The organism is Sphingomonas oligoaromativorans (assembly GCF_011762195.1).
Taxonomy (GTDB): domain Bacteria; phylum Pseudomonadota; class Alphaproteobacteria; order Sphingomonadales; family Sphingomonadaceae; genus Solisphingomonas; species Solisphingomonas oligoaromativorans.
Map to the genome: position 1 here is coordinate 558,203 of NZ_JAASQK010000001.1, position 24,463 is coordinate 582,665.

20 protein-coding genes are annotated in these 24,463 nt (G+C 65.5%); 4 read left to right on the plus strand and 16 right to left on the minus strand.

All coding sequences use genetic code 11. The features are described 5' to 3' along the window. Positions 1 to 29 precede the first annotated feature (29 nt). From FHS98_RS02745 to FHS98_RS02760, 4 genes are read right to left on the minus strand one after another with little or no spacing between them, the layout of a single operon-like run. The gene (locus FHS98_RS02745) at positions 30 to 707 is read right to left on the minus strand and encodes a TorF family putative porin (RefSeq protein ID WP_167099406.1); all 678 of its coding nucleotides are present in this window, start codon (positions 705 to 707) and stop codon (positions 30 to 32) included. 22 nt (positions 708 to 729) lie between these two features. Continuing rightward, positions 730 to 1,992, minus strand: coding sequence for a S8 family peptidase (locus FHS98_RS02750; protein ID WP_167099409.1), 1,263 nt, complete (start codon positions 1,990 to 1,992; stop codon positions 730 to 732). Then, the gene (locus tag FHS98_RS02755) at positions 1,989 to 2,630 is read right to left on the minus strand and encodes an anti-sigma factor family protein (RefSeq protein ID WP_167099412.1); all 642 of its coding nucleotides are present in this window, start codon (positions 2,628 to 2,630) and stop codon (positions 1,989 to 1,991) included. The genes FHS98_RS02750 and FHS98_RS02755 overlap by 4 nt, the downstream gene beginning before the upstream one ends. Positions 2,631 to 2,639: 9 nt before the next feature. Continuing rightward, complete coding sequence (locus FHS98_RS02760; protein WP_167099415.1) at positions 2,640 to 3,218, minus strand: RNA polymerase sigma factor; 579 nt, start codon at positions 3,216 to 3,218, stop codon at positions 2,640 to 2,642. 269 nt (positions 3,219 to 3,487) lie between these two features. On the opposite strand from FHS98_RS02760, the gene FHS98_RS02765 reads away from it, so the two are divergent. Beyond that, positions 3,488 to 3,877, plus strand: a complete 390-nt coding sequence (locus tag FHS98_RS02765) for a cupredoxin domain-containing protein (protein ID WP_279588252.1) — start codon at positions 3,488 to 3,490, stop codon at positions 3,875 to 3,877. 65 nt (positions 3,878 to 3,942) lie between these two features. Beyond that, a complete protein-coding gene (locus FHS98_RS02770; protein ID WP_167099421.1) occupies positions 3,943 to 4,638 on the plus strand; it encodes a methyltransferase domain-containing protein in 696 nt (231 codons plus the stop codon). 14 nt (positions 4,639 to 4,652) lie between these two features. Here FHS98_RS02770 and FHS98_RS02775 read toward each other — a convergent pair whose 3' ends face one another. From FHS98_RS02775 to FHS98_RS02810, 8 genes are all read right to left on the minus strand, one after another. Next, the gene (locus FHS98_RS02775) at positions 4,653 to 5,720 is read right to left on the minus strand and encodes a type III polyketide synthase (protein WP_167099424.1); all 1,068 of its coding nucleotides are present in this window, start codon (positions 5,718 to 5,720) and stop codon (positions 4,653 to 4,655) included. Positions 5,721 to 6,019: 299 nt separating this feature from the next. Then, entirely contained in the window at positions 6,020 to 6,790 is a 771-nt protein-coding gene (locus FHS98_RS02780; protein WP_167099427.1) for an SDR family oxidoreductase, read from the minus strand. A 41-nt stretch (positions 6,791 to 6,831) separates the two neighbouring features. Beyond that, positions 6,832 to 7,422, minus strand: coding sequence for a TMEM175 family protein (locus tag FHS98_RS02785; RefSeq protein WP_208401915.1), 591 nt, complete (start codon positions 7,420 to 7,422; stop codon positions 6,832 to 6,834). A gap of 20 nt (positions 7,423 to 7,442) precedes the next feature. Beyond that, positions 7,443 to 8,126: an alpha/beta fold hydrolase gene (locus FHS98_RS02790; RefSeq protein WP_167099430.1), complete on the minus strand. Its 684-nt coding sequence runs from the start codon at positions 8,124 to 8,126 to the stop codon at positions 7,443 to 7,445. 139 nt (positions 8,127 to 8,265) lie between these two features. Continuing rightward, a complete protein-coding gene (locus FHS98_RS02795) occupies positions 8,266 to 9,945 on the minus strand; it encodes a GH35 family beta-galactosidase (RefSeq protein WP_208401916.1) in 1,680 nt (559 codons plus the stop codon). A gap of 42 nt (positions 9,946 to 9,987) precedes the next feature. Further along, positions 9,988 to 10,800, minus strand: coding sequence for an alpha/beta hydrolase (locus FHS98_RS02800; RefSeq protein WP_167099433.1), 813 nt, complete (start codon positions 10,798 to 10,800; stop codon positions 9,988 to 9,990). A 307-nt stretch (positions 10,801 to 11,107) separates the two neighbouring features. Next, on the minus strand, positions 11,108 to 13,231 hold the full coding sequence (locus tag FHS98_RS02805; RefSeq protein ID WP_167099437.1) for a TonB-dependent siderophore receptor: 2,124 nt from the start codon (positions 13,229 to 13,231) through the stop codon (positions 11,108 to 11,110). Positions 13,232 to 13,646: 415 nt separating this feature from the next. After that, positions 13,647 to 14,939 (minus strand): metal-dependent hydrolase family protein, encoded by a 1,293-nt coding sequence (locus FHS98_RS02810; RefSeq protein WP_208401917.1) that lies wholly within the window; start codon positions 14,937 to 14,939, stop codon positions 13,647 to 13,649. A gap of 426 nt (positions 14,940 to 15,365) precedes the next feature. On the opposite strand from FHS98_RS02810, the gene FHS98_RS02815 reads away from it, so the two are divergent. Then, the gene (locus tag FHS98_RS02815; protein ID WP_167099443.1) at positions 15,366 to 16,901 is read left to right on the plus strand and encodes a tryptophan halogenase family protein; all 1,536 of its coding nucleotides are present in this window, start codon (positions 15,366 to 15,368) and stop codon (positions 16,899 to 16,901) included. 81 nt (positions 16,902 to 16,982) lie between these two features. On the opposite strand, the gene arsC is transcribed toward FHS98_RS02815, so the two are convergent. Next, positions 16,983 to 17,390 (minus strand): arsenate reductase (glutaredoxin), encoded by a 408-nt coding sequence (gene arsC, locus FHS98_RS02820; RefSeq protein WP_167099446.1) that lies wholly within the window; start codon positions 17,388 to 17,390, stop codon positions 16,983 to 16,985. Between the two features lie 21 nt (positions 17,391 to 17,411). Beyond that, positions 17,412 to 18,266 carry a LysR substrate-binding domain-containing protein gene (locus FHS98_RS02825; RefSeq protein ID WP_167099449.1) on the minus strand — a complete coding sequence of 285 codons (855 nt, stop codon included), beginning with the start codon at positions 18,264 to 18,266 and terminating at the stop codon, positions 17,412 to 17,414. 90 nt (positions 18,267 to 18,356) lie between these two features. Here FHS98_RS02825 and FHS98_RS02830 point away from each other — a divergent pair, with 90 nt between their 5' ends. Next, positions 18,357 to 19,370: a bile acid:sodium symporter family protein gene (locus FHS98_RS02830; RefSeq protein WP_167099452.1), complete on the plus strand. Its 1,014-nt coding sequence runs from the start codon at positions 18,357 to 18,359 to the stop codon at positions 19,368 to 19,370. A 124-nt stretch (positions 19,371 to 19,494) separates the two neighbouring features. Here the strand turns inward: FHS98_RS02830 and FHS98_RS02835 are convergent, their stop codons facing one another. Beyond that, positions 19,495 to 21,915, minus strand: a complete 2,421-nt coding sequence (locus FHS98_RS02835) for a glycoside hydrolase family 95 protein (RefSeq protein WP_341786012.1) — start codon at positions 21,913 to 21,915, stop codon at positions 19,495 to 19,497. Then, a complete protein-coding gene (locus FHS98_RS02840; protein ID WP_167099455.1) occupies positions 21,890 to 24,406 on the minus strand; it encodes a glycoside hydrolase family 9 protein in 2,517 nt (838 codons plus the stop codon). Before FHS98_RS02840 ends, FHS98_RS02835 begins: the two co-directional genes overlap by 26 nt. Between the last annotated feature and the right edge of the window lie 57 nt (positions 24,407 to 24,463).

The window sequence follows — 24,463 nt, forward strand, 5'->3', positions numbered from 1 at the left end:
GTCTTCCGCCCGGATCGTTCAACGGCTTTTTAGAACGCGTAGCTCATGCCGAAGACAAGGGCTCCCCGATGATGAGGCTCTTCCCCATCATAATCCGGCCCCGGTGAGCCATCCGTCCAGGCCAGTTGCAGATCGAACGGGCCAAGGCGACGGCCGACGCCCAGCTTCCAGTCATAACGGGTGTACGGCTCGCCCGGCGCACGCGGGCCGTCGAGCTGTGTCAGCACACCGGCATGGCCCGTCAGCCGCCAGAGGGGAAAGGGGCGCAGAACGCCGTCCGCATCAGCATAGAGCGCCGAGACGCCGCTCCGAAAATAGTGCGGCGAGTAGTGGACGTGCGCGGCGACATGATCGGTGACGAACCCCGCATAGACCTCGCGATAATCCGCCTTGGTGCCGCCGCTATAATAGGCGTTGTAATGGGTGTCGGTGAGGCCGACGTCGATCACGGGGCCGGTGCCGATCTTTCGGGCGAAGCCGATATTCTCGCTGAAGCCGAGCAGCTTCACGCCGGAATGACGCGTCGCGACACTGGTCGCGGCGCCTGCCAGATAGAGGCCGGAAGCATCGTCATAGGCGAGATCGAGCGTCGCGACGGGCCGTCCCTCGCTCAGCGAATGGCCGCGGAAATAATCGTCGGTCTGGAAGGAGACGGTTCCGCCAAGCTGTGCGGCGGCCGGCGCTCCGATGCTTGCAACCAGCATCATGCGGAGGAGGAAGCGGATCGGTCTAGCGGTGGATATCCGCCGCGAGTTCCGCCGTGGCCGGGCAGGCGCAGTCACAGGGCCGCGCGGCACGCAACAGCGAGGCACACGCATCGATGACACCGCCGCCGGGCCTGGCCGACACCAATGTCAGCGCTCCGCCCGCAGCCACGCGCTTCTCGCGAAGCAGCGCGGCCAGCCCGCTGACATGCGCCGCCGCGTAGGAGCTGCCGTTCACCAGATACCATCGTCCCCCCGGCTGCGTGGTCGGGATGTCACGCCCCGGCGCAAGATAGCCCTTCGCCGAAGGCGGAACCATGCCTTCCTCCGCCACGGCGATGACGCCCGGATGGGAGGCGGGAAAGCCGCCATCGGGCTGGTTCGGGTCGATCGCCGCGACCAGCGTCGCGCCGCGCGCAAGCCCCATGTCGATCAGCCGGCCCAGAAGTGGATCGGGCGGGCCGCTCAGGCTCATGTTGATGATCTGAGCGCGATGATCGATCGCGAAGTGCAACGCCTTGGCGAGGCTGAGGCTGTTGCACAGGGTATCAGGAGCGGTAGGCGTCTTCCCGGCCGTCTGCCAGCAGGCGCGCAGGCCCAACAATCTCGCGCGGGGTGCTACGCCCGCGATGCCGATGCCGTTGCCCGCGATGGCGGCGATGACCCCGGCGACGCCGGTGCCATGCTGCTCGGGTGCTGTGCTGCCGTCCCCCACGAAATCCTGCTGGACCGCGACCTGCCCTGCGAGATCGGGATGGTTGCTCTCGATCCGGCTGTCGATCACCGCGACGGTGACGCCGCGGCCCGTGGCGATCTTGTGGAGATCGGCCAGCCGCCATTCGTGCGCGGCGGGTTCGGCGCGGAACAACGGGTCTTCCTTCCACGCGGCGCTGCTCTGCGCGCGATAGATGTGCATGGGTTCGGACCAGGCGACGCCCGCATCATGTGAGACTTCCGCGGCGGCGGCATCGGTCGTCCGCCCCTTGGGCACGGCCATGACGTAACAGTCGAGGCCGAGCAGCGGCATCGGCCAGTCGGTCACCAGCGTCAGGCCATGGGCCTTGGCGATGTGCCGGGCGAGGCGATCCCGCGCGCCGCTGGCGGGCGAGCTTCCATAACCGCCGCCATAGTCGCCGCCCGGCCGGTAATGCTCGGGCGCGAGGCGCAGCAGGACGAGGATCTGGTGTCCGGGCGAAGGCGTATCGGCGCTCCAGCCCGGCGAGGCGGCGGCGATGAGGCCGCAGAGCCCGGCCAGCAGCAGGCCTATCCCCCGGATGCGGCGGCTCATGGTGTCGCGCTCGCGTTGATCGGCTCGGCAAGCACGATGTCATGGTCGGCGCGCAATCGCGCAAGCGCCGCCTCGCGCCGTTCGGCGGGCAGATGGAGCACATAGGCGTCGGCCGCCGTCGGCCCGTCCACCAGACGCGCGCCATTGGCGTTGAGCGTCTCGCGAAGCGCCTGTTCGCTGGTGTCGGGCCGGAAGATCACGATGGCGTTGCCGTTGGCCGGCGCCGGCGCCGCGCCGAGGGCGTGATAGGGCGCGGGGGCCGGGCGGAGGACGGGCACGATCAGCACCGCCAATGCCGCGACGAAGGCCGCCTGAGCCGAGAGGAACCAGCCGGTCCGTCCCGGCCGGGCGAGCGCGCGGCGGATCATCGGGAAAACCTTGCCTTCGGGCGGCGGCGAAGCCGGATCGAGGCGACGGCTGAACGCTTCCCAATCGAGCCCGGTCTCGACCGGAAGCCGCGCGACCTCGGTGCCGAGCCTGCGCTCCAGCAGCAATTCGGCGCGGCATTCCTCGCATTCCGCCAGATGCGCCTCGACCTGGAGGCGATCTTCCGGGTCGAGCTGTCCCGTGACGTACCATGGGAGCAACCGCTCGGTTTCCAGATGCGGATTGCCGTTGAAGCGAAGGATGTTGTCCATCGTCTGCACCTACAGCCAGTCCGCGAACTCGCCGGCGAGCATCCGCTTGAGGTGGCGGCGCGCGTGAAACATGCGCGTCTTTACCGTATCGACCGGGCAATCCATGATCTCGGCGATCTCCCGATAGCCGGCGCCGTGGAAATAGGTGAGGTCCACCACGGCGCGATGGTTGGGCGAGAGCTGGCCGATCGCGCCGAGCAAGGCCTGCTGCACGCGAAGCTGTCCGACCCGCTGGTCCGGCCCGGCATCGGGGCTGACGCGTTCATGCGCGTGGGCGTCCTCGATCGGCTCATCTTCCCGACGGCTGGCCTTCAGCGCCTTGCGATAGGCGATGGCGAATATCCAGGTGGAAAGCTTGCTGGCGCCGCTGAAGCTGTCCGGCCGGCTCCAGACGACCATCATCGTGTCGTTGAACACCTCCTCGACCAGTTGCGGCCGGCGCAACAGGTGGGTGAGGAAGCGGGCGAGGCGCGGACGGTAGCGGCGATAAAGTTCCTCGAAGGCGGGGAGATCCTGCGCGCAGATCCGCGCCATCAGGCGGGCTTCGTCCTGCGGCATCGCAGGCCCCCGCTGCTTCTCATTCGCCATGCCGTATCCAGACAAGACCCCGGCTCCCTTGCGTCACGGTCATCAGTGGCCGGTGGCGCGGGAAAGGTTCAAATCCTTATCCTCTTGCGGGTGCGGGGCTGTCGAGAGCGAAATGGCGCCTTCGCTTCGTCGATCAAAAAGAACGCTCTGTCGTCACTCCATGAACCGATACGCACCCTCGCCGAACAGAACAAAGCCATGAGCCGATGGCCCGGCCCCTTCCCCCCAGGGGCCGGTTACTGACACTGGAGGAACAGATGCGCCGTTCGATGGCCCCGGCCTTGCTTGCCGTTGCTCTGCTGGCTCCGATGAGCAACGCGCAGCCGCCCGAATGGGCCGGCGCGCGGACTGTCTCGGTGGAGCTTTCCAACTTCAGGTTCACACCGGCGACGCTGACGCTGCAACATGGGGTGGTCTATCGCCTCCGCTTCTCCAACGCCGCGTCCGGCGAGCATGATTTCGTCGCGAGGGAGTTTTTCGCCGAGGCCAATATCGCGCCGGAGGACCGCGCCAAGGTCAGGAATGGCGGGGTCGACGTGGATGGAAAGGAAACGGTCGACGTGCGGCTCATGGCCGGCCGGCCGGGCACCTACAAGAGCCACTGCTCCCACTTCCTGCACAGCAGCTTCGGCATGACCGGAACGATCGTCGTGCGTTAAGTCGGCACCGGATCAGGCCACGCATTTCTCTTTCCATGCCCATAGAAGAAGCGTCAGGAGGAGCCATGACCACGCTCGCACTTCGATGCCGCACGGAAGAGCAGATGGATGCGCTGGATCTCGATCCCGAAACCTATGCCAAGGTTCTGCGCGATCTGTCGCGCGTCAATCGCTGGACATTCACGGCCCATCCGACGCTCGCCTATCTCGAACGGGCGACGAAGGGGCTGCCCCGCTTTCGCCTGCTGGATGTGGGGTTCGGCGCGGGCGACATGCTGCGTGCGATCGCAGTTTGGGCGAAGAAGCGCGGCATCGCGGCCGATCTGGTGGGCGTCGATCTCAATCCGCGCAGCGAAGGCATCGCCCGCGCCGCGACGCCCGCCGATCTCGCCATCGATTACCGGACGGGCGATTATCATGATGTCGAGGGGCCGATCGACTTCATCGTCAGCAGCCAGGTCACGCATCACATGACCGACGCGCAGCTCCATGCGTTCATCCGCCATATGGAGGCGCGGTCGGCGCGCGGCTGGCTGATCTCCGATCTGCACCGCCACCGGTTCGCCCATGGCAGCTATCCCCTGCTGGCGCGGCTGATGCGGGTCCACCGGATCGTCCGCGAGGATGGCACGCTCTCCATTGCGCGGAGCTTCCGCCCGGATGAGTGGCGGCCGATCCTCGAAGAAGCGGGCGTCTCGCCAAGCCGGGTGACGATCGCCCGGCGCTTCCCGTTCCGCCTCACCGTCGAGCGCCTCCGCTGAGGCGGCGGGGCGTATCAGGCGCCCCGGAAAGCGAAGCCCTCCGCAGCCAAGCCGGGGCCGAAGGCCAGAGCCACGCCGTCCGAAGGCGCGGGGCGTTCCATCAGATCGGCCAGCACGAACATCAGCGTCGCCGAGGACATGTTGCCGAAGCGCCGAAGCACCGAGCGCGAGGGCGCAAGCGCGTCCTCGGGAAGCCCGAGCGCGGTCTCCACCGCATCGAGGATGGAGCGGCCGCCGGCATGGACTGCCCATGTCAGTTCGTCGGCGCGTCGGCCATCGAGGATGCGCTGGCGGGTGTCGGGGTCGTGGAGCGCGCTGGTGATGCGGCCGGGCACCTCGCCGGAGAGATGCATCTCGAAGCCCTCGTCGCCGATCGTCCAGCGGATGAGGTCGCGGCTGTCGGGCAGTGTGGCTGCGAAGAAGCGCTCGATGGCAAGCGCGGAGGGTTCGGCGCTGACGATCGCGGCGGCCGCGCCGTCGGCAAACTGGAGCATGGCGAGCAGCGCTCCGATCTCGCCCGTTTCGATCAGGTGGAGGGTCGACAGCTCGACGGTGACGACCAGCACGCGCGCCCGCGGTTCGGATCGGGCGATATGATGCGCCACGCGCAGCGCCGATACGGCCGCGTAACAACCCATGAAGCCCACCAGCGTCCGCTCGACGCCGGGATCGAGGCCGAGCCTGTCCGCGATGATCTGATCCACGCCGGGGGCGACGAAACCGGTGCAGCTTGCCACCACGAGATGGGTGATGCCCTCGATCGGCGTCTTCTCCTTCAGCGCCTCGATGGCATCGAGCGCCAGCGCCGGTGCGGCCTCGGCGTAGAAGGCCATGCGCCGCCCCGTGGAAGGCAGGCGGTTGCCCGCGTAGAAGCCGCCGGCCCCCACGGGCGATCCGCCATCCGATGCACGCGGCAGGACGGACCAGCGATGCTCGATGCCCGATCGCGCCGCCATCCGCCGGAACAGCGCCTGTTCGCGCCGATCCGCGATCCTGGATGACGCCCACGCGATGAAGGGCGCATGGACGTCATGCGCGGGCACGGCGGTGCCGATGGCATGGATGTGGGCGGTGGGTCGCACGATACTCTACCTCACGCTTTGCGGGGCCGTCCCGGTCATAGGTCGCGCGCAACGCCTTGCCAGCCCCGCGCGCATATTCTTTGTTATCGGCAGGAGGCCTTTGGTTCATTCGCGCCGACGATCGGCTTGCCGCTATTGCAGCCTATGCTTGGCCGCGATCGGGAGCATGGTCGCCACTATATATGGCGTAATCCGCCTCAGCCGTTAGGCCCCTCCAGCGATCGAGGCAGGCCTCCCCGCCATCCCGCGGTTCGGGACATCGCAATGGGCGCCGCCATAGTCGGCGGCACCCGCTCGCATCAAATGGCTTTCACCTCACCCCCGTCCATGCGGAGGGCCGACCCCGTCATCCATTTGGCACCCGGCGATACCAGGAAGGCCATAAGCTCCGCGATCTCTTCCGGCTCGCCGTAGCGGGCGATGCCGGCTTCCCTGGGGAATTTTGCCGTCGCATCCTCGACCGACAGGCCGTGCAAGGGCGCCCAACGCTCCAGATACGATCGGCGGCGCCCAGTCATCACCGGTCCCGGCAACACGCTGTTCACCTGAACGCCGTCTTCTAGGCCTCGATCGGAAAAGGCTTTCGCGAGCGCAACGATCGCGGCATTGATCGTGCCAACGGCTGCATAAGGGGCCTTTGGGAACTGCGCCGAGTTGCCCGAGATCAGCACAACCGATCCTCTTGCCTCTTTGAGGGCAGGCCAGGCGGCGATCGTAAGGCGACGAGCCCCGTGTAATTTAAGGGCCATGCCGGCATCCCACTGCTCGTCCGTCATCTCGAGCAGGTCGATCTGGGGTACGGCGCCTGCGATGTTGAGGAGCGCGTCGATCCGTCCGAACCGCGAGAGGGCAGCCTCCACGATTTTCGCCGGCGCTGCGGGATCGGCGAGATCGGCCACCAAAATGAGGGCTTCCGCTCCGAGACCGCGTATCTCTTCGGCAACGGATTCCAGTTTCTCCCGGCTGCGGGCGATCAGCACCAGACTGGTGAAATCCTTGGCTAGCCGGATTGCGGTGGAGCGGCCGATGCCTTGGCTCGCTCCGGTGACGATAGCGACCGAATTCTTCACGGGAGTCTCCCTTTGAATGATTGTAACCGATATGGTTGCCGTCACGCGGTTATTCCATGCACGGGTGCTTCCGGCCGCAGGTAGAGCAGCAGGGATCCGCAGATCAGCCCGAAGCCGAGCCAGGGGAGAATGATCGCCACCACCATTGCGAGAGAGAAGGTGGAAACGGTGATGATCGATCGCCTGCGCGCCAATCGCTGGGTGGCGACCGGAAACTGCCGTGCATCGGCATGACGGATCACCTCGCGTTCGAAGGCGAGGTAAAGCAGGTTCACCGCCACGAACAGTCCAGCATAGAGCGAGACCGAGGCGGCCGAGAGCCTAGTATCCGCCATCCAGTTTGTCGCGAACGGAAGCAACGAAACGGCGAACAGATGCGCGAAGTTCAGCCAGAGCAGCGCAGGCGTGGCATGGCGCACGAAACGCAGCAGATGATGATGGTTCATCCAGATGATGGCGATGAACAGATAGCTGACCGCGTAGCTCAGGGCGGTAGGCCAGAGCGGCAGTAGAGCCGCGAGCCCCGGCCCCATCGGAGGTTTCAGCTCAAGCACCATGATCGTGATGATGACCGCCAGCACGCCGTCGGAAAACGCTTCCATACGGTGCGATCCAGCCTGTGGCGTGCCCATCTCATCCTCCTTGCGTTCGGTCAGGCCCGAACGGCCGAGAGGATGATCTCCGCCACGAGTTCGGGGGCGCCGATCATCGGGCAATGGTCGAGGGGGCGGGAGAGGATTGTCGCTCCGATCCGCTCTGCCATGAAGCGCTGATTTTCCTCCGGGATCATGCGATCCTCCTGGGCGATCAGATACCAGCTCGGCAGATCGTGCCAACGTGGGCGCTCCACGGGAGCCGTGATCGCCTCGATGGAGATCGGTCGCTGCACGGCCGCCAGAACGGCCTGCTCGCGCTCATCCGCTTGCTGGGCGAATGCCTCGCCAAAAGCCTCATCGGGCAGCCACATCAGGCCGTCCGCGTCGGGAGCGAGCTTGGGGGCCATGGGGTGGGGTGCCACACGGGTGAAGACGTCGAGCACCGTCTCGCCCTCGTCGGGGACGAGCGAATTCACATAGACCAGGGCCTTCGTCCGATCGGTACGAGTGGCGCCGATGACGGCACCGGAATAAGCATGGCCAACGAGTACTACCGGACCTTCGGTGCGCGCGATCACGCGATCGAGGGCCGAAATGTCGTCGGCGAGGCTGGTCAACGGCAGCGGTGCCGCGATCGCGCGCAGCCCTGCCGCGCGAAGCAGGCCGATCACGCGGGACCAGCTCGAACCATCGGCCCAGGCCGCATGGGCCAACACCACCGTTACCTCGTCGTTGCTCATCTTCCGATCCTTCCCTCATCGCCAGCCATGAATCCTGTCGGCTGTCTGCAACGAGGTCTCTCACATTCAATGTAACCTGTCAAATAGCATATTGATGGTTACGAAATGCCATTCGGTGGTCGATGTGCCGTGCCGGCCCTTATCGATATCTGTAGAGGCGTATCTTCTGGATCTGCATCTCGCCGGGGGAAAGGAGGATGAAACGGCCCTGGTTGGTCTGGTCGCCATTGAGCAGGCGGCCTGGTTTCCAGGCGCCCGTCGCGTCGAAATGCCCTTCCCAGGCATTGTCGATTCCGGCCAGGGGCGGCCCGTCTCCAAGCGGTGCGAAGGTCACGACCACGCCGGTTCCGGCGATGAGATAATCCTCCGGGCCGGTCTGAAGGATGAGCGCGGCATGATGCGCCTTGCCGTCCTCATCGCTGCCTTGCGGGGAGGCGAAGCGCACGGTGAAGCGATAGCCGCCAATATCGGCGCTTTGCGGCTCGGCGATGACGGTGCCGTCGAACAGCGTCCGAGGCTGGAAACCTGCCATCCGACCGGTGCCGGTATCGGCCAGGATCGCCGGGGTGAGCTGTGTGAGCAGATCGTAGAGCGGTGTGATCGCGTTGGGCCGATCGTCCACCGATTCGATGGAAAACGGGCTGTATCCCATCGCGCCGAGCGTGCCGATCGCATAGAGGGCGTTGGCCTGAACGTTCGGGTTGTCGGCTCTGTTCGCTTCGGGGATGAACAGCGGATTGTCCGGCCGTCGATACTGTGCCGCGAGATCGCTGAAATTCGGAAAATAGATATCGGGCGACAGCATGTCGATATGAGGCGCGCCGGCCTTCCAGATGTCGATCAGGTGCGGCAGCGGCCCGCCGCTCGGATATTCGCCGGGCGCCTTGCCCGGCCGGTTGAGCGCCACGTTGACATACATGGGCAGATCGTAGGCCGATTGGCCGGCGGTCGCGATCTGGTCGGCGTAGCGGGCGTAATACCAGGCCGTGAAGATTTCTTCGGCGCCGTCTCCCGGCCCGAACAGATCGGCCCAGTTTCCATGACGCAGGCCGCCATGCGCTTCCCACAGGGATTTGAGCTGGGGTGTCAGAGTGGCGTGATGCGCCACGAGATAGTCCACCAGCGGCTGCGGCACGGGGCTCTGGAAAGCCGCGGTGGCGGCCGGGCCATAATCCCGGGCGACAGGCAACATGCCCATCTCGTTTTCGACCTGCACCATCAATACGGTGTTCCGCTCGCCGTCGATCGCGCGGATATGATCGAGCAGGGCGCGGTATGCGCGCGCGTCCGCCGCGAGGGCGTCGCTGGAGAAGGCCGACAGGATTTCCTCGCCCTGTCCGTTGGGCAATTGCGCGCGTGGGAAGCGCCGTTGGTCGCGCTTCACCCAGGCGGGAACATAGCTCGACATGCTGTTCTTCCATGCGCCGAACCAGAGCAGCACGAGATGCAGATCATGTTTGCGCGCGTTTTCGATCAGCAGGTCGACATTGCTGAAATTCCAATGCCCCTCGACGGGTTCGATCAACTCCCATGATACGGGCGCCAGCACGGTATTGAGGTGCATGTCGTGCAGCCGTTGCCAATGGGGCGCCATATAGTCGGCGCTCGACGCGCTGGAATTGCCGAGTTCCCCTCCCAGCATCAGCATCGGCTTGCCCTGGACGATCAGCCGAAAGCTGTTTCCTTGCGGCACGATCCGGGGCGGCGCGGCCTCCGAAGGGGATGCGGCGGCCGAAATCGCGAACGCGGCCCACAACGCCGTCACCGCCATGGACATTCGCCGGCGGACACTCGGCCCGCGCTCATGCACAGCTCGCATTCCTCCTCCTCGGAACCATCGCATCGCCCGAACCCTTTCGCTTCAGGGGCGCGGGTCGCCCTTGCCGTCCAGCCAGCCATTGTCGGCCAGCCAGTCCGCCAGCCGGTCGGGCCAGTGGACGATGGAGAGAAGACCGGATCGCTCGCCCAGATTGAAGGCGTGCTCCGCGCCGGCATACATATGCAGTTCGGCCGGCACACCGGCTTCGCGAAGCTGCTCGTAGAGGTGCAGCGCCGGGATCGCGCAGCATTGATCCAGCGAACCGGCGGTGATGAAAGCAGGGGGCGCCGTCCGCGCGGCCGTCGCGGGAAGGCCGAGCGGGCCGGGGAAGACCGAAATCTGGAAATCGGGCCGGGCGCTCTCGCCGTCGATCGCATCGCCCGGACGGGGCGCGGGCGGCTCGGGATTGTCGGCCACCAGCGTCACCAGTTCGCCGCCGGCGGAAAAGCCCATCACGCCCACCCGGTGCGGATCGACGCCATATTGGCGGGCGTGGGCGCGAACCCAGCGGATGGCGCGACGAAGATCGCCGGCGGCATCGCCCTCGATGGAGTAAGGAGAGCCGGGCTCGCGGGCGAGGCGATATTTCAGCACGAAGGCGGTGACGCCCATCTGGTTGAGGCGGGGGGCGACGTCGATGCCTTCGGTCGTCCACACCAGCAGTTTATGGCCGCCGCCGGGCACGATGATGATGGCGGCGCCGCTGTTGTGGCGAGGGTCCGCCGGGAAGATCGTGAGGGACGGATCATGGATGTTCTTGACCCAATAGTCCTCGGCGACTTCGTGCTGGTCGCGCCGTCCTTTCGAATTCGGCGCCCCATCGGGCCAGAGGGAGACGCGAACGGGAGCCGGCATCGACTGGGGCCATGGTGCGCGGGACGGCAACGGGGCTGGCCCGGCCGTGCCGACGGGAGCCGTCGCGAGTGCGAGTGCGGCCATCAGGGCGGTCAATACCGGCATAATCTCTCCCTAGTTGAAAGATCGACTTCGCTTCTCATGCCTGTGGGGCGGAGCGCTATGGCGATGGTAGCGCAATCATGCAGCTCCACAAGTGCGGTGGGTCGGTCTGTTGCGGGATCGGAATGTGACGGTGGCGATGGTTGCGGCGAAATGGAGATCACTCCGCCGCCCGGAGCATGGTCCGGGCGGCGTCCCCTTCTGCTCAGTAGCTGAACCGTAACGTGCCGACCGCGCTGCGCGGTGCCGCGTAGAAGGCCTGCCCCCATTCCAGCGAATTGAGATATTTGACGTTGGTGACATTGCGCACGTTGACGCTCGCTTCGAGGTGCGGGGCGAGATGGAGGCCGGCGAGCAGGTCGAGCGTGGCATAGCTGCCCTGCCGGATCGCGAGGCCGTTCGAGTCATCATTGCCCCGCACCTGGCTCTGGTAGCGCAGGTTGGCGCCAATCTTGAAGTCGTGCCATTCGGGGATCTGATAGGTCGCCGTCAGCTTCAGCGTGTCGCGTGGCACGAACAGCCGGGCAGCTTCGCCGGTATCATCGCGCAGGCGCAGATGGGTGATGCCGCCGGCGAGCAGCCAGCGATCGGTGACGCGGCCCGATATCTCCGCCTCGACGCCGCGCGCGGTGACGGTCTGGCCGGTATAGAACGACCCGCCGATCGGGCCGTTGCCGTTGGTGCCGTCGAATGTGCCGGCGAACACCGCGAGGCCCGTTTGCCGCGCGCGGAACACGGCGGCGGTGGCGTAGAGGCGGCCGTCCAGCCAGTCGCCTTTCACCCCCGCCTCGATGTTGGTGCCCTTGGCCGGATCGAGCCGATGCCCCGATGAGGCGACTTCGGTCTGCGGATTGTAGATGTCGGTGTAGCTTCCATAGAGCGTGAGGTGCCTCGTCAGGTCGAACAGCAGCCCGGCATAGGGGCTGACCGCGCTGTTGCTGCGGGCCGCATCCGCGCCATAATTGTCGCCGGTCGTGTCGAGCCAGATCGCGGTGACGCCGGCGACGCCCTTCAGCCGATCGGCGAAATCGATATGGGCCGCGCCATAGATCCGCGTGAGGTGGTCATGGATACGAGCCTGCTGTTCGATCGGCGCGTAGGTGGGCAGCGGGATGCGCAGCGAGGCGAGCTGGCGGATGTCGCCATAGTCGATGACGTCGCTGGCATCGCCCTCGGCGTCGGTTTCGTGAGCCCAGCCGCTCGACACGCCGAAGGCGAGCTGGTGGCGACGGCCGAATGCCTCGACGCTGCCCGAAGCATAGCCGTCGAGCAGATATTGCCGGTAACGATCGCGGAAAAGGGCGCTGTAGCCGATCACGCCCTGGCCGGTCACCGGATCCGGCCCGAAGTCGCCGCCCGATGCGTAGAGAACCCGCGCATTCGATTTGAGGTCGTGATAGGTGGCCACGCCGCGCAACGTCCAGTCCCCGCCCAGCTTCCAGGCGAGTTCGCCGAAAGCGGTCTGGTCGAGATTGTCCCAATAGGTCCATGGCTGCGCCGTGGAGGCCGAGCGCTTGTACGGAATCCGGGTGCCGTCGCTGAACACCAGCGGCAGCGCCCCCCAGATATTGCCTCGCGCCCGATTGTCCTGATGCGAATAGCCGGCCGTCGCGGTAAGATCGGGTGTCAAATCCACGGACAGCAGCGCGCCGCCGACGTCGCGGTTGGTGTGGTTATAGTCGAGGTAGGAGGCGCGTTCCTCGTGCGCGCCGATGATGCGGGCGCGGATCGTTCCGGCGGCGTTGAGCGGCCCCGACACGTCGCCTTCGAGGCGCCACATATCGAACGAGCCCCCATAGGCCGACGCGTTCGCCTGAAACTCTTGGGTCGGCCGCTTGCGCAGATAGTTGATCGTCGCCGAAGGGTTGCCCACCCCCGTCATGATGGCGTTCGCGCCGCGGATGATATCGACCCGCTCGTAGAGCACGGTATCGAGATCGCCGAATTGCACGCCGCCCTGAAGCGCGACGCCGATCCCGTCGACCTGCCGGTTGGTCACGTCGAATCCGCGCGAGGTGTAGTCCGTCCGATCGGTTTCGTTGCGGTTGACGTTCACGCCCACCGCCTGATCGAGCACGTCGGCGATGCTGGTCAGCGCGAAGTCCTCGATCCGCTGACGATCGATGACGGAGACCGACTGCGGCGTCTCGCGCAGGGTCAGATCGAGGCCGGTGGCCGATGCGCTTTCATTGAGCTGTGCCTGCTTCAGCTTGGCGGCCGTCACGAGGATGTCGTTGGCCTGCTTGTCCCGCGCTTCGCTGCCGGCGTCCGAGGCGAGGGCGGGGGCCGCGATCAGGGATGCGCAGCCTGCGCCGGCCAGGAGAAGCATCCGGCGAAACCCCGCCGAAGCCCGAACATGTGACGGAAACGCCATATCGATTAACCCCCAATTGTCCTGATCGGCGCTTCATTGGTGGTTATGATTTTGCGAGTCAAATGCATTATCAATAATTGGGCCGCTATGGCGCGCCGGGGACGGTTGCTCCAAATGCGATCGGCATCACCGCGGCCTCCACGGTGACGCTTCCGAATGCTTTCGGCGTCGAGATCCCCGGACCGGGTTATGCGCGGGTTCGGCGGTGAAGCGGCTGGCGGGCACCCTACCGGGGCGAAAGAAATGAAGAGGGGCCGCCGCCGGCAGATTCTGGAGTGCGAAGCCGTGCGGCGCTTCTCACGGCAGGGTTTGATCCCGGATCAAATCCCGGATGACAGGAACGGAGGGCAGGTGCGGCACGGGCCTCCGTTCAATGCCCGCCCGCATCCACAATCCCGCCCGCACCGCTATCCTTGCCGCTCTCCTTGTAGACCGTGCCGCCCTTCATCACGAACTGCACGCGGGTCAGTTCGCTCACGTCGGTGAGCGGATCGCCGGACACCGCCACGATGTCGGCGAAGCGGCCGGGCTGGACCGAACCGATATCCTTCGCATCGCCGATCAGATCGGCGGCGTTGCGGGTGGCGGCGAGGATCGCGTCCATCGGCGTCATGCCGGCCTGCACCATCAGCGCGAACTCGCCGGCGTTCTGGCCGTGGGGAACCAGCCCCTGGTCGGTGCCGAAGGCGATCTTCACGCCGGCGCGATAGGCGGCGCCGAGATTCTGACGCAGATGAGGCGCCACTTCCAGCGCCTTGGCGGCCGAGGAAGGGGGAAGTTGCTCGGGATGCGTCCTGGCGATCTCGTAGACCTTCTGGCCGATCAGCAGGGTGGGGACGAGATAGGTGCCGTGGCTCTTGAACAAGGGATAGCTTTCGGCACCGGCATAGCTGCCATGTTCGACGCTATCGACGCCCAGCGATATGGCATGGTCAATGGCTTCGCGCCCGTGGATATGAGCGGCGACCTTCATGCCCAGCGCGTGCGCAGTGTCGACCACCGCCTTGATCTCGGCGTCGCTCAGCACCTGGAGATTGGGGTCGTCGTTGACCGAGAGCACGCCGCCGGACGGCATGATCTTGATGAGGTCGACGCCTTCCTGCCGGTGCTTGCGCACGGCACGGATGGCGCTGTCCACGCCGTCGATGATCGCTTCGTTCCACTCCGGGTTCTCGATCGCGGGATCAAGCCCCGAATGGCTGTCGCTGTGCCCGCCCGTCGGGCCGAGCGGTGCGCCCGCCACCCACATGCGCGGGCCGGCGATCGTGCCGTTCGTGATCGCGCGCTTCATGGCGACGACCAGTTCGGTGGAGGCGCCGACGTCCCGCACGCTGGTGAAGCCGGCCTCCAGCGTGGCGCGGGCATAAGCGGGTGTCTTGTAGGCGGCGTCATAATCGGTGGTGGTGACCATCTCGCGGATCGGGTCGCCGCCGTCGAACTGGCCCGTGATGTGGACGTGGCAATCGATCAGGCCGGGCAGCACCGTGGCGTTCGACAGGTCGATCACGCTGGCGCCTGCCGGCTGGGTGAAGCCCGGCGTCACCGAGACGATGCGATCGTCATGGACGAGAATGGTGACCTTCGATTTGGGCGCCGAACCGGTGCCGTCGATCAACCGCCCCGCATGGATCGCAACATCCGCCGCCTGCGCGCCGTTCGCCAAGCCAAAGGCGAGCGCAAGGCCAGCCACCCCCTTGAATATCCGCACATGTCGTCCCCTGCTGTTGCAGGGAGACTAACCAGCGGCGGCGCGGAAACAAGCCCGGTTCATTCCGGGCGATGCGGCTCGGCAATCTCGTCGACAGGCGAATCGGATCGAGGCCTTTTTCGCTCAAAGCGATGCCGGGGGTCGGGCTCCAAACCGCTGATGAGCGTCATTCCCAACGGTTCAATATGTAGGCACATGCCTACCTTGTGACGTGACTACAACACCATGCCGCCCGGATCGGGAAATCCTGCGATCACCGGGCTCGCCTCGCATGAAATCGCTTGCCCGGCGGCACCGGTTGCGCCTCCTTCGGCCTCAAATCCGCCTGTGCTGGACAGCGATTGATAACGCTGTCGCGCACGCGGGAGGCAGGGAGGGGCTATGTCGGATCGGAGCGTGAAACATGTGGTGGTGGCCGGTGGCGGCACGGCCGGCTGGGTCACAGCGACGGCACTCGTGCGGCATATGGGGCCTCTGATCGATATCACGCTCGTGGAATCGGATGAAATCTCCACGATCGGCGTGGGGGAATCCACCGTTCCCACCTTCAAGACCTTCCACAATCTGATGGGGATCAAGGAAGACGCCTTCATGTCCGCCGCACAGGCGACCATCAAGCTCGGGATCGAGTTCAGGAACTGGGGGCGGATCGGCGATCGCTATATCCATCCGTTCGGAACCATCGGACGGCGCTGGAGCTGGATGGCGGATTTCCATCATTTCTGGCTACATGCCAGAGCCCGCGGGTTCGGTGGCGAACTCAACGAATATTGTCTGGAATGGGCGGCTGGCGAAGCCAACCGCATGTCGGCGGGGCCGCCGATCGCGCCGAGCCACGCCTATCATATCGATGCCGCCAGCTATACGCGTTTCCTGCGCGGTCTTGCCGAACCCGCCGGCGTCAAGCGCGTCGAAGGCAAGATCCGCCATGTCGCGCTCGCCCCCGAGAGCGGCTTCATCGAGGTCATCGAGCTTGAATCCGGCGCGCGGATCGAAGCCGACCTTTTCATTGATTGCACCGGCTTCCGTTCTCTCCTGCTCGGGCAGGCGCTGGGCGTCGGCTTCGAGGATTGGGGACGCTGGATCACGACCGATCGCGCCGTGGCCGTCCAGTCGAGATCGGTCCATCCGCCGCAGCCCTATACGTCCGCGATCGCGCATGAGGCCGGCTGGCGCTGGCGCATTCCGCTTCAGCATCGCGAGGGCAACGGCTTCGTCTTTTGCAGCCAGTCGATGTCCGACGACGAGGCGCAGGCCCGGCTGATGGCCGAGATCGATGGGGAGCCCGTGGTCGATCCCTGGCTCGTTCGTTTCCAGACGGGAATGCGCGTTCAGTCCTGGAGCAGGAACTGCGTCGGGCTGGGCCTTGCGGGCGGCTTCATCGAGCCGCTGGAATCGACCAGCATCCATCTCATGATGGCGGCGGTGACGCGCCTGATCGAGGATTTCCCCTTCAACGGCTGCACCGATGCGCTGGTCAACCGCTTCAACGAGAAATCGCGGCAGGAATATGAGAATATCCGCGACTTCATCATCCTCCACTATCACATCACCGAGCGCGACGATTCCGACTTCTGGCGCCATTGCCGGACCATGGAGTTGCCTGACAGCCTCAAGGAGCGGCTTGCCCTGTGGCGGGAGGATGCGCGCGCCTATCAGATGCCGCACGAGCTGTTCCGTGTGGATAGCTGGGCGTCCGTGCTGCTCGGCCAGCGCGCGCGGCCGCATGGCTATCATCACCTCGCGCGGATGATGCCCGAGCAGCAGCTTCGCGACGAACTGGCCCGGATGCGCGCGGAGATTGCGGAGCTTGTCGAGGCGATGCCGAGCCATCCCGACTTCCTCAGAGCCTATTGCCCTGCGGAGGAGCCGGACTTTCAGCGCTCCCGGCCGGCGGAAATCGCCCTGAGCGGCTGATGGCGGGACAGGTGGCGCGGGTAGCCGGGCTCCCGGCTGCCGCCGGCGTTTCAGGAAGTCGCCATCACGGTGACGATGCGGTCATAGTCGCCGGACGGCCTCACCATCTTCCTTGGTGAAGGCGCCCTTCTGCGCATCGGGGAGGATGTCGAGGACGGTCTCGGACGGACGGCACAGTTTCACCCCGAGCGGGGTCACGACGAGTGGGCGGTTGATGAGGATCGGATGCTCCATCATCGCGTCGACGAGCGCGTCGTCCGTGAGCGAGGCATCGTCGAGGCCGAGCTCGGCATAGGGCGTGTCCTTCTGGCGGAGCAGGGCGCGGGGCGTCATGCCGGCGCGGCCTATCATCTCGATGAGCAGAGCGCGCGACGGTGGTGTCTTGAGATACTCGATGACGTGGGGCTCGACGCCCGAATTGCGGATCAGCGCCAGCGTATTGCGCGACGTCCCGCAGGCGGGGTTGTGATAGATGATGATATCGGTCACGGGTTTTCCTTCAACGGCAAGCTATGCCGCCCACTGGAGCATGGTGGCAATGAGCCCCTGGGCTGCGGGATGTCCCGCTCCTGGGCCAATCACGACGAACTCAATGTCGGGCAGGGGCGGGAGCGATGGCCCTCCGCCGACGACAGCGAGTCCGGGCGGGATCAGTCGAGCCGAATGCGGCATGATTCCGATCCCCGCGCGCGCGGCGGCGGTGAGGCCGGCCAGGCTGGCGCTGGTGAACGCCACGCGCCAACGGCGGTCGAGCCGATCCAGCGTCTCGATCGCGCGAGCGCGGGTTACACTGGGGGGCGGATAGAGCAGCAGCGGCAATGGGGCGTCGGGATCGATGCGAAAGTTCGGGCGGCCAACCCAGCGGATCGGCTCTCGCCACGCAATGCTGCCCCGACGGTCTCCGGCCTTGCGCTTGACGAAGATGACATCCAGCCGGCCCGCATCGAAGGCGTCGTAGAGATCGTGGCTCAGTCCGGCGCTCAGTTCGAGATCGACCTCGGGATGACGACGCACGAAGGTGGCCAGCACGTCCGGCAGGGCGGAGAGCACGAAATCCTCCGATGCGCCCAGCCTCAGCCGACCGCGCAACGGGGCCTCCGACAAACTCTCCCCCAGGCGGAGGTGGGCATCGAGGATGGACCGCGCCTGGTCCAGCAGCCGCTCGCCGTCCACCGTCAACGCCATGCTATGGGTATCTCGATCGATCAGACGTCGATGCGCCAGGGCCTCCAGTCGGGCAATCTGCTGGCTGATTGTGGATTGCCGGACCTCCAGGCTGCGCGCTGCGCCGGTGAAGCTTCCGGCATCCACCACCGCCACGAATGTCTGGAGGAGATCGACCGGGATCAAATCGCGCATGATCATCAAGTTATATGATGACTGATATCATTGCTATCGCAATTGCGGAATTCAGGGCCAGCGACCAGATGTCCCCCTTCACGAAGGGGTATCCCCATGCCGACCCTCCATGCGATCCGCGCCCGTATCCACCTCGACCCTTATCTCCTGCTGCTGATCGGAACGGTCGCGCTCGCCGCGCTCATCCCTGCGCATGGTTCGGCAACCCGGATTGTCGATATCGGCGTTGATCTCGCCGTGGCCCTGCTGTTCCTGCTGTACGGTGCGCGGCTGAGGCCCGACGCGATCTGGGCCGGCTTGTCGCACTGGCGGCTGCAATCACTGATCTTTGCCAGCACATATCTGCTGTTTCCGCTCCTGGGCGTAATCATCACGATCCTGCTGCGTGGTCACCTGCCTCACGATATCCTCACAGGCCTCCTGTTTCTCTGCCTGCTGCCGTCGACCGTGCAATCCTCGATCGCCTTCACCTCCATCGCACGCGGCAACGTGCCTGGGGCATTGTGCAGTGCCTCGCTCTCGAACATGCTTGGCGTGATCCTGACCCCAATCCTCGTTTCGCAACTGCTGCCCGCGGCGAGCGGCGGCTTTTCGTTGAAGGCGCTGGAGGACATCGCGCTCCAGATCCTGCTGCCGTTCATGATCGGGCAGGCCGTGCGCCCGTGGGTCGGCGACTGGCTACTGGGTCACGCGGTGCTGACCTCCGTGGTCGATCGGGGTTCCGTTCTCGTGGTCGTGTATGCGGCATTCAGCGCCGGCATGGTCGCCGGCATCTGGCACCAGCTTTCGCCCGCGAGCATCGGCATCATCTTGCTCATCGACCTGATCGTGCTGACGCTCGTGATCGGCTCGACGACCTGGGCAAGCCGTCTGCTCGGCTTTTCGAAGGAAGACGAGATCGCGACCGTCTTCTGCGGATCGAAGAAGAGCATGGCAGGCGGGATTCCCATGGCGACGATCCTGTTTCCGGGTCATGCGATCGGCTTGATCGTGCTGCCGCTGATGCTGTTTCATCAAGCTCAGCTCTTCGTCTGTGCGACGCTGGCACGGCGTTATGCCGAACGAGGGCGCGCCGAGGATCTGTCGACCGCTCACTTGGCATCCGCGTGATGGACCTGGCATGGAACAGGCCCGTGGGCACTGGCCGGACACGCCATGGCGATGGGTGAAGCCGGTTGGTGCCAAGTGAGCGGTCGACAGCATCATCTCTCCTCTTCGGGAGGGCGTGGAATTGTCATGCCGGGCCGATCATGGCGTCCGTCAGATGAAACGGCGTGCCGGGGGCGATGGTCACGTCGAAGTGACGACGCCCCAGGCGCACGATGCGCCTGACCCGTTTGCTGGCGGAGATGACCGCGCCCGAGAGTTGCCCTGCTCTCCAGTGCAGATCGATTGTGCATCCGCCGCGTATCCGCACGCCCGAGACAGACCCGGCAGGCCATGCACGGGGGAGGGCGGGCAGAAGCCGTATGTCCTCGTCGTGGCTCTGCACCAGCATTTCGAGGATCGCGGCCGCACCGCCGAAATTGCCGTCGATCTGGAAGGGCGGATGGGCGTCGAACATATTGGGATAGGTGCGATCGGGGCCGAGCAGGAAGGCCAGGATGCGATGGGCATGATCGCCGTCACGAAGCCTGGCCCAGAGGTTCGCGCGCCATGCGGTGGCCCAGCCGGTCGATTCGTCTCCGCGCAGCTCGAGCGAGCGGCGCGCGGCGGCAGCCAGTGCGGGTGTCCGATCGAGGTCGATCTGATGGCTGGGATAAAGGCCGAACAGATGAGACACATGGCGATGATGAGGTTCGGGCGCCTGCATGTCCCAGTCGCCTGCCCATTCCTCCAATTGCCCTTCGTGGCCGATCTGGTCCGGGCGCAAACGGGCGCGGGCGGCCTGTAGTTCGGCCACGAAATCGGGATCGCGCCCGAGCAGGATCGCGGCCCTTGCCGTCCGGTCGAACAGATCGCGCAGGATCTGCATGTCCATGCTCGGCCCCGCGCAGAGCGACGCCCCATAGGGATGGACATTCTCGGGCGACAGCGACGGGTTGGTGACGAGGTGGCCGGAGACCGGATCGGTTTGCAGCGTGTCGAGGAAGAAGAGGGCGGCGCCGCGCATCAGCGGGTAAACGGAGGCGAGATAGGCCGTGTCCGTGCCATAATCGTAATGATCCCAGAGGTGGAGGCAGAGCCATGCTCCTCCCATGGGCCAAAGACCGAACTGAGCGCCGTCGATGGGCGCCGTCGCGCGCCACAGATCCGTGTTGTGATGCGCGACCCAACCCCGGGCGCCATACATTTCCCGCGCCGTTCGCGCGCCCGTCTCGGCCAGATCCCTGACCATCGCGATCAGCGGCTCCACGCACTCCTGCAATGCCGCAGGTTCGGCGGGCCAATAGTTCATCTCGGTGTTGATGTTGATCGTGTATTTGGAGCCCCAGGGCGGCTTGGTGCTGTCGTTCCAGATGCCTTGCAGATTGGCTGGCTGGCTGCCGGGTCGCGACGAGCAGATCAGCAGGTATCGGCCATATTGGAAATAGAGCGCGGCGAGGGCCGGATCGTCCGACGACGGGCTGAGGCGGATGCGTTCATCGGTGGGCCTGTCGGCCGCGGATGTCCGTCCGAGATCGAGCGTCACGCGTCGGAACAGGCGCCGATGTTCGGCGGTGGTATCCTGTGCGATGGTATCGAAATGACGGGTGCCGGCCCGTGCGATCTGATCGGATGTCAGGCGTATGGGATCGCCGCCGGTATCGTCATAGCGGCGATAGCTGGTCGCCATGGCGAGGAGGATCGTCACGCCGTCGGCGCCCCGCACGGCCAGGCGATCCGCCATTGCCGAAACCGATCCCCCCTCCGCGAGGACGCGAGCCCGTATCGCAAAGCGGATGGCGCCGGCTACGCCGTTCTCGGCCCGGTTGGCCCCGGCAAGACAGAGCGTGTCGGCATTTTCGATCGCGATCGACAGATGATCCTGAAGGGAACGCAGGCTCACGTCCACGTCGATCGCACCCCGCCGATCGGCCGACAGGTGGACCGCGATCACCTGATCCACAGGGGAGGCAACGACGCGCCGCGTAAAGGCAATTCCGCCCGCCATGAAGCGGGTGGTCGCCATCGCGGCGTCGATATCGAGTTCGCGGCGATAACCTTCGATGGCGGTCGGCAGATGCGGAAAGTCGAGCAGCAGGTCGCCCGCCGGCTGATAGGACATCTGGGCAAGCGGCGTCGCCATCACGCGCTCGTTGGCCAGCGCCTGCGCTTCGGCATAGCGGCCCGCGAAGATCAGCTTTCGGATCTCGGGCAGGGTTTCGCGGGCCGATGGGTTGACCGGATCATAGGGGCCGCCGCTCCACAGGCTGTCTTCGTTGAGCTGGAGACGCTCCTGGGCGACGCCGCCGAACAGCATCGCCCCGATCCGCCCGTTGCCGACGGGCAGAGCCTCTGTCCATCGCGTGGCCGGCTGGCGATACCAGAGAAGCGCGGCGGCGCGATCGGGCTCCCCCGTCCGGGTCGCGGCGGGCAGCGCGGTTGTTCCGGCCGCGATCAGCGCACCTTCGAGAAGGGTGCGCCGGGTGGGGCGCAACGGGCCGCTCACCGCGCCGCGCCAGTCTGCGAGAGCGGAGAGGGGGGCGTCATGCTCCGCTCTTCCCCGATGCACTGGCGGCGGCGTTCACCAACTCGATCCAGAGCGCGCCTTCGTTGATGACATATTCATTCTCGCCCCAGAAGAAGGGCCAATTTTCCTTATTCTCCGGGAAATCGGGCTTCAGGATAAGCTCACCCGGCACCACGCCGCCCGCGATGAAGCTGAAATCGGCGCGGTTGTTGCCATAGGCGACTTCCTTGGACCGTGTGCCCACCGCCGACACGAAGGAGATGTCGGAGCCGGGATGATGGCCGGTCAGATAATCGATCGCGCGGAACAACGCGCCATCGTCCACGATGTCTGGAAACGCTTCGTGCAGCGCATGGCTATCCAGGCCATATTGGATGATGGCGCCATTGCCGGCCCAACCGCCGTCGGTGATCGGCACGCCGAACGGATTGGCCGATGCGATCTTGTCGGTGGCCATTTTCCACGTCCGCACGACGGGTTCCACCTCGGCGCGGAAGGAGGCTGGCATCAGCGGCAGCGCGTCCGCCACCATCTGGACGTTGCGCATGAAGTGCGGCGCGATCTTGGGCCACAGCGTCTGCACGCTTGCGGCATAACGCTGGTCGCCCGTGGTCTTGAGGAGTTCGACGGCGGCGGCGAACTGCTCGTCCACCAGCGGGCCTCCGGTGGTATTGCCATGGTGGAAGAGGTCCGGCGGATGGCTCTGCTCTTCCGCCCAAGTCTTCTCGGCGAGATGGCGCGCCTTTTTCGCAAGTGCGTCGTCGAACCCGGCGAGCGCGCGGGATGCGGCGGCGAGCGTCGCGGCCGAGCCATAGTTGAGCGCGCTCGATTTCGACGTGAAGGCCCAGCGATCGTCGGGCCAGCCGCTGTGCCCGTCACGCTCTTCGCCCGGCTTGAGCGCGGGATCGTAGATCAGGCCGTCCGTCTTGCTGGCGGCGTCTCCCAGATGGGTATATTCGCCGACGTCCGGCTCTACGATCCCGTTGATCGCATGGCCGACTGCATCGAACTGGGCGACGAGCTGGAGCGTGCCGTGCCGTATCTGTTCGAGCAGATCCGGGCTGCCGTCGGGCACATGGATTTCGGTGCGGCGCAGGCCTTCGTCGATGCTGGTCGTGTCGCGGGTCAGTCGATACCGTTCCCAACTTCTGACCATCGACTGGATGACGGCATGATGCGTCTCGGTGCGGATGTCGAAGTCGCCGGCATCGAACCAGCCACCGACATTCAGACCCGGAATATGTTCGCCCGGCGCGTAGCGATCGTCCGTCGACGGACCCTGCGCATAAAGGTCGATATGCTCATGGTTGATCGGTGCCTGTCGCGCATCGTCCCGATGGGAATCGCCGTGCCAGACGCGATAGGCCTCGTTGACGCGCATGTGGTCCATCGCGATGGGGAAATAGACATCGAGCGTCGGCTTCCAGGCGTCGGCATACACGTCCGCCGCAATTCGGAAGGGCGCCGTCCGCGTCGCACCATATTCGAGGATGTAGAGGCCGGGTGTGCGCACCGCGCTGAAATCCGCGCGGCGATAGCGGTAGCGCAGATATTCTCCGGCCTCCGTCGTAGGGCCGATCGGAATGGGAATGAAGCGACCATCTCCCTCCACGCGGAACAGCTTGATGGGCGTGCGATCCTTCGCGTGGCGATCCAGTTCCACGGTCGCGATCTTGGGCGCCTGAGGGGTGTAGCCGAGCTGAGAATGGGCGATGGACGGCGGCCTCATCCAGCCGGGTGCGGTGTCCGGCCTGATCGTCCAGCGCAAAACGGTGCCCGATCGCCCCGCCGGGAGCAGCGAGCGCAGCACGAACCAGCCGTTTTGCGCCTGGTTGCGCCCGTCATAGAGCGCGATCCGCGCGCTTTCGGCGGTAATGGTGATGCGATGATCGGGATCTTCGGGCGCGAGGACGAAGCTCCTGCCTTCCGCGATGGGCAGAGGCTCGGCGCCCGGCCCTTCGCTGCGTCCGCTGGCGGCGTTGCGCTCGGGCGTCAGTTCCATCGCGCTGGCGGGATAGCGCGGAAAGATGCCGGTCTTGTCGTCGGCCATGAAGCTCTTGTGGAAATAGGCGGCCGGCAGGAATTCCAGATTGAAGCCGGCCTTGCCCACGAGCGTGGCGGGCAATGCTTCGGGAAGCTCGACGCTCACCTCCACGCCGTCATTCTGCGGCCTTGTCACGACGACGTAACGGAAATGAGAGTCGGGATATTCGAGCGTCGTGCGCACCGTACCCGTCGCCTGATCGATCCGGCGGTTGACGAGATTGGCGGACGGATCCCACTGGCCTGGTGTCGCGGACAGGCGCACATCGCCGTTTGTCACGGAGCGCATGTCGCGCTGGATGATCTCGACGCCGCTGATCTTCGCATCGGCAAACAGCCCCGAATTGGCGTTGCTGAAGGACAGGATGTCGGCGCCGGGCGCTTCGTAATAGCCTTTGCTGTTGAGCGTGAAGCGCGCGGGCTGGGCCAGGGCGGGGCCTGTCGTCATGATCGCGACGGCAAGGGAGAGGAAGAGCGGGCGGCCTTTCATGGGTGGGTTCCATTCGTAATGAACTGGAGCGCGCGGCATGGATATCCTCCATGCCGC

Excerpts from the sequence above, each read along its gene's own strand:
- FHS98_RS02745 (WP_167099406.1), bottom strand. The coding sequence starts at position 707 with ATGATGCTGGTTGCAAGCATCGGAGCGCCGGCCGCCGCACAGCTTGGC.
- FHS98_RS02750 (WP_167099409.1), bottom strand. The coding sequence starts at position 1,992 with ATGAGCCGCCGCATCCGGGGGATAGGCCTGCTGCTGGCCGGGCTCTGC.
- FHS98_RS02755 (WP_167099412.1), bottom strand. The coding sequence starts at position 2,630 with ATGGACAACATCCTTCGCTTCAACGGCAATCCGCATCTGGAAACCGAG.
- FHS98_RS02760 (WP_167099415.1), bottom strand. The coding sequence starts at position 3,218 with ATGGCGAATGAGAAGCAGCGGGGGCCTGCGATGCCGCAGGACGAAGCC.
- FHS98_RS02765 (WP_279588252.1), top strand. The coding sequence starts at position 3,488 with ATGGCCCCGGCCTTGCTTGCCGTTGCTCTGCTGGCTCCGATGAGCAAC.
- FHS98_RS02770 (WP_167099421.1), top strand. The coding sequence starts at position 3,943 with ATGACCACGCTCGCACTTCGATGCCGCACGGAAGAGCAGATGGATGCG.
- FHS98_RS02785 (WP_208401915.1), bottom strand. The coding sequence starts at position 7,422 with ATGGGCACGCCACAGGCTGGATCGCACCGTATGGAAGCGTTTTCCGAC.
- FHS98_RS02790 (WP_167099430.1), bottom strand. The coding sequence starts at position 8,126 with ATGAGCAACGACGAGGTAACGGTGGTGTTGGCCCATGCGGCCTGGGCC.
- FHS98_RS02795 (WP_208401916.1), bottom strand. The coding sequence starts at position 9,945 with ATGCGAGCTGTGCATGAGCGCGGGCCGAGTGTCCGCCGGCGAATGTCC.
- FHS98_RS02800 (WP_167099433.1), bottom strand. The coding sequence starts at position 10,800 with ATGCCGGCTCCCGTTCGCGTCTCCCTCTGGCCCGATGGGGCGCCGAAT.
- FHS98_RS02805 (WP_167099437.1), bottom strand. The coding sequence starts at position 13,231 with ATGCTTCTCCTGGCCGGCGCAGGCTGCGCATCCCTGATCGCGGCCCCC.
- FHS98_RS02815 (WP_167099443.1), top strand. The coding sequence starts at position 15,366 with ATGTCGGATCGGAGCGTGAAACATGTGGTGGTGGCCGGTGGCGGCACG.
- FHS98_RS02825 (WP_167099449.1), bottom strand. The coding sequence starts at position 18,266 with ATGATCATGCGCGATTTGATCCCGGTCGATCTCCTCCAGACATTCGTG.
- FHS98_RS02830 (WP_167099452.1), top strand. The coding sequence starts at position 18,357 with ATGCCGACCCTCCATGCGATCCGCGCCCGTATCCACCTCGACCCTTAT.
- FHS98_RS02840 (WP_167099455.1), bottom strand. The coding sequence starts at position 24,406 with ATGAAAGGCCGCCCGCTCTTCCTCTCCCTTGCCGTCGCGATCATGACG.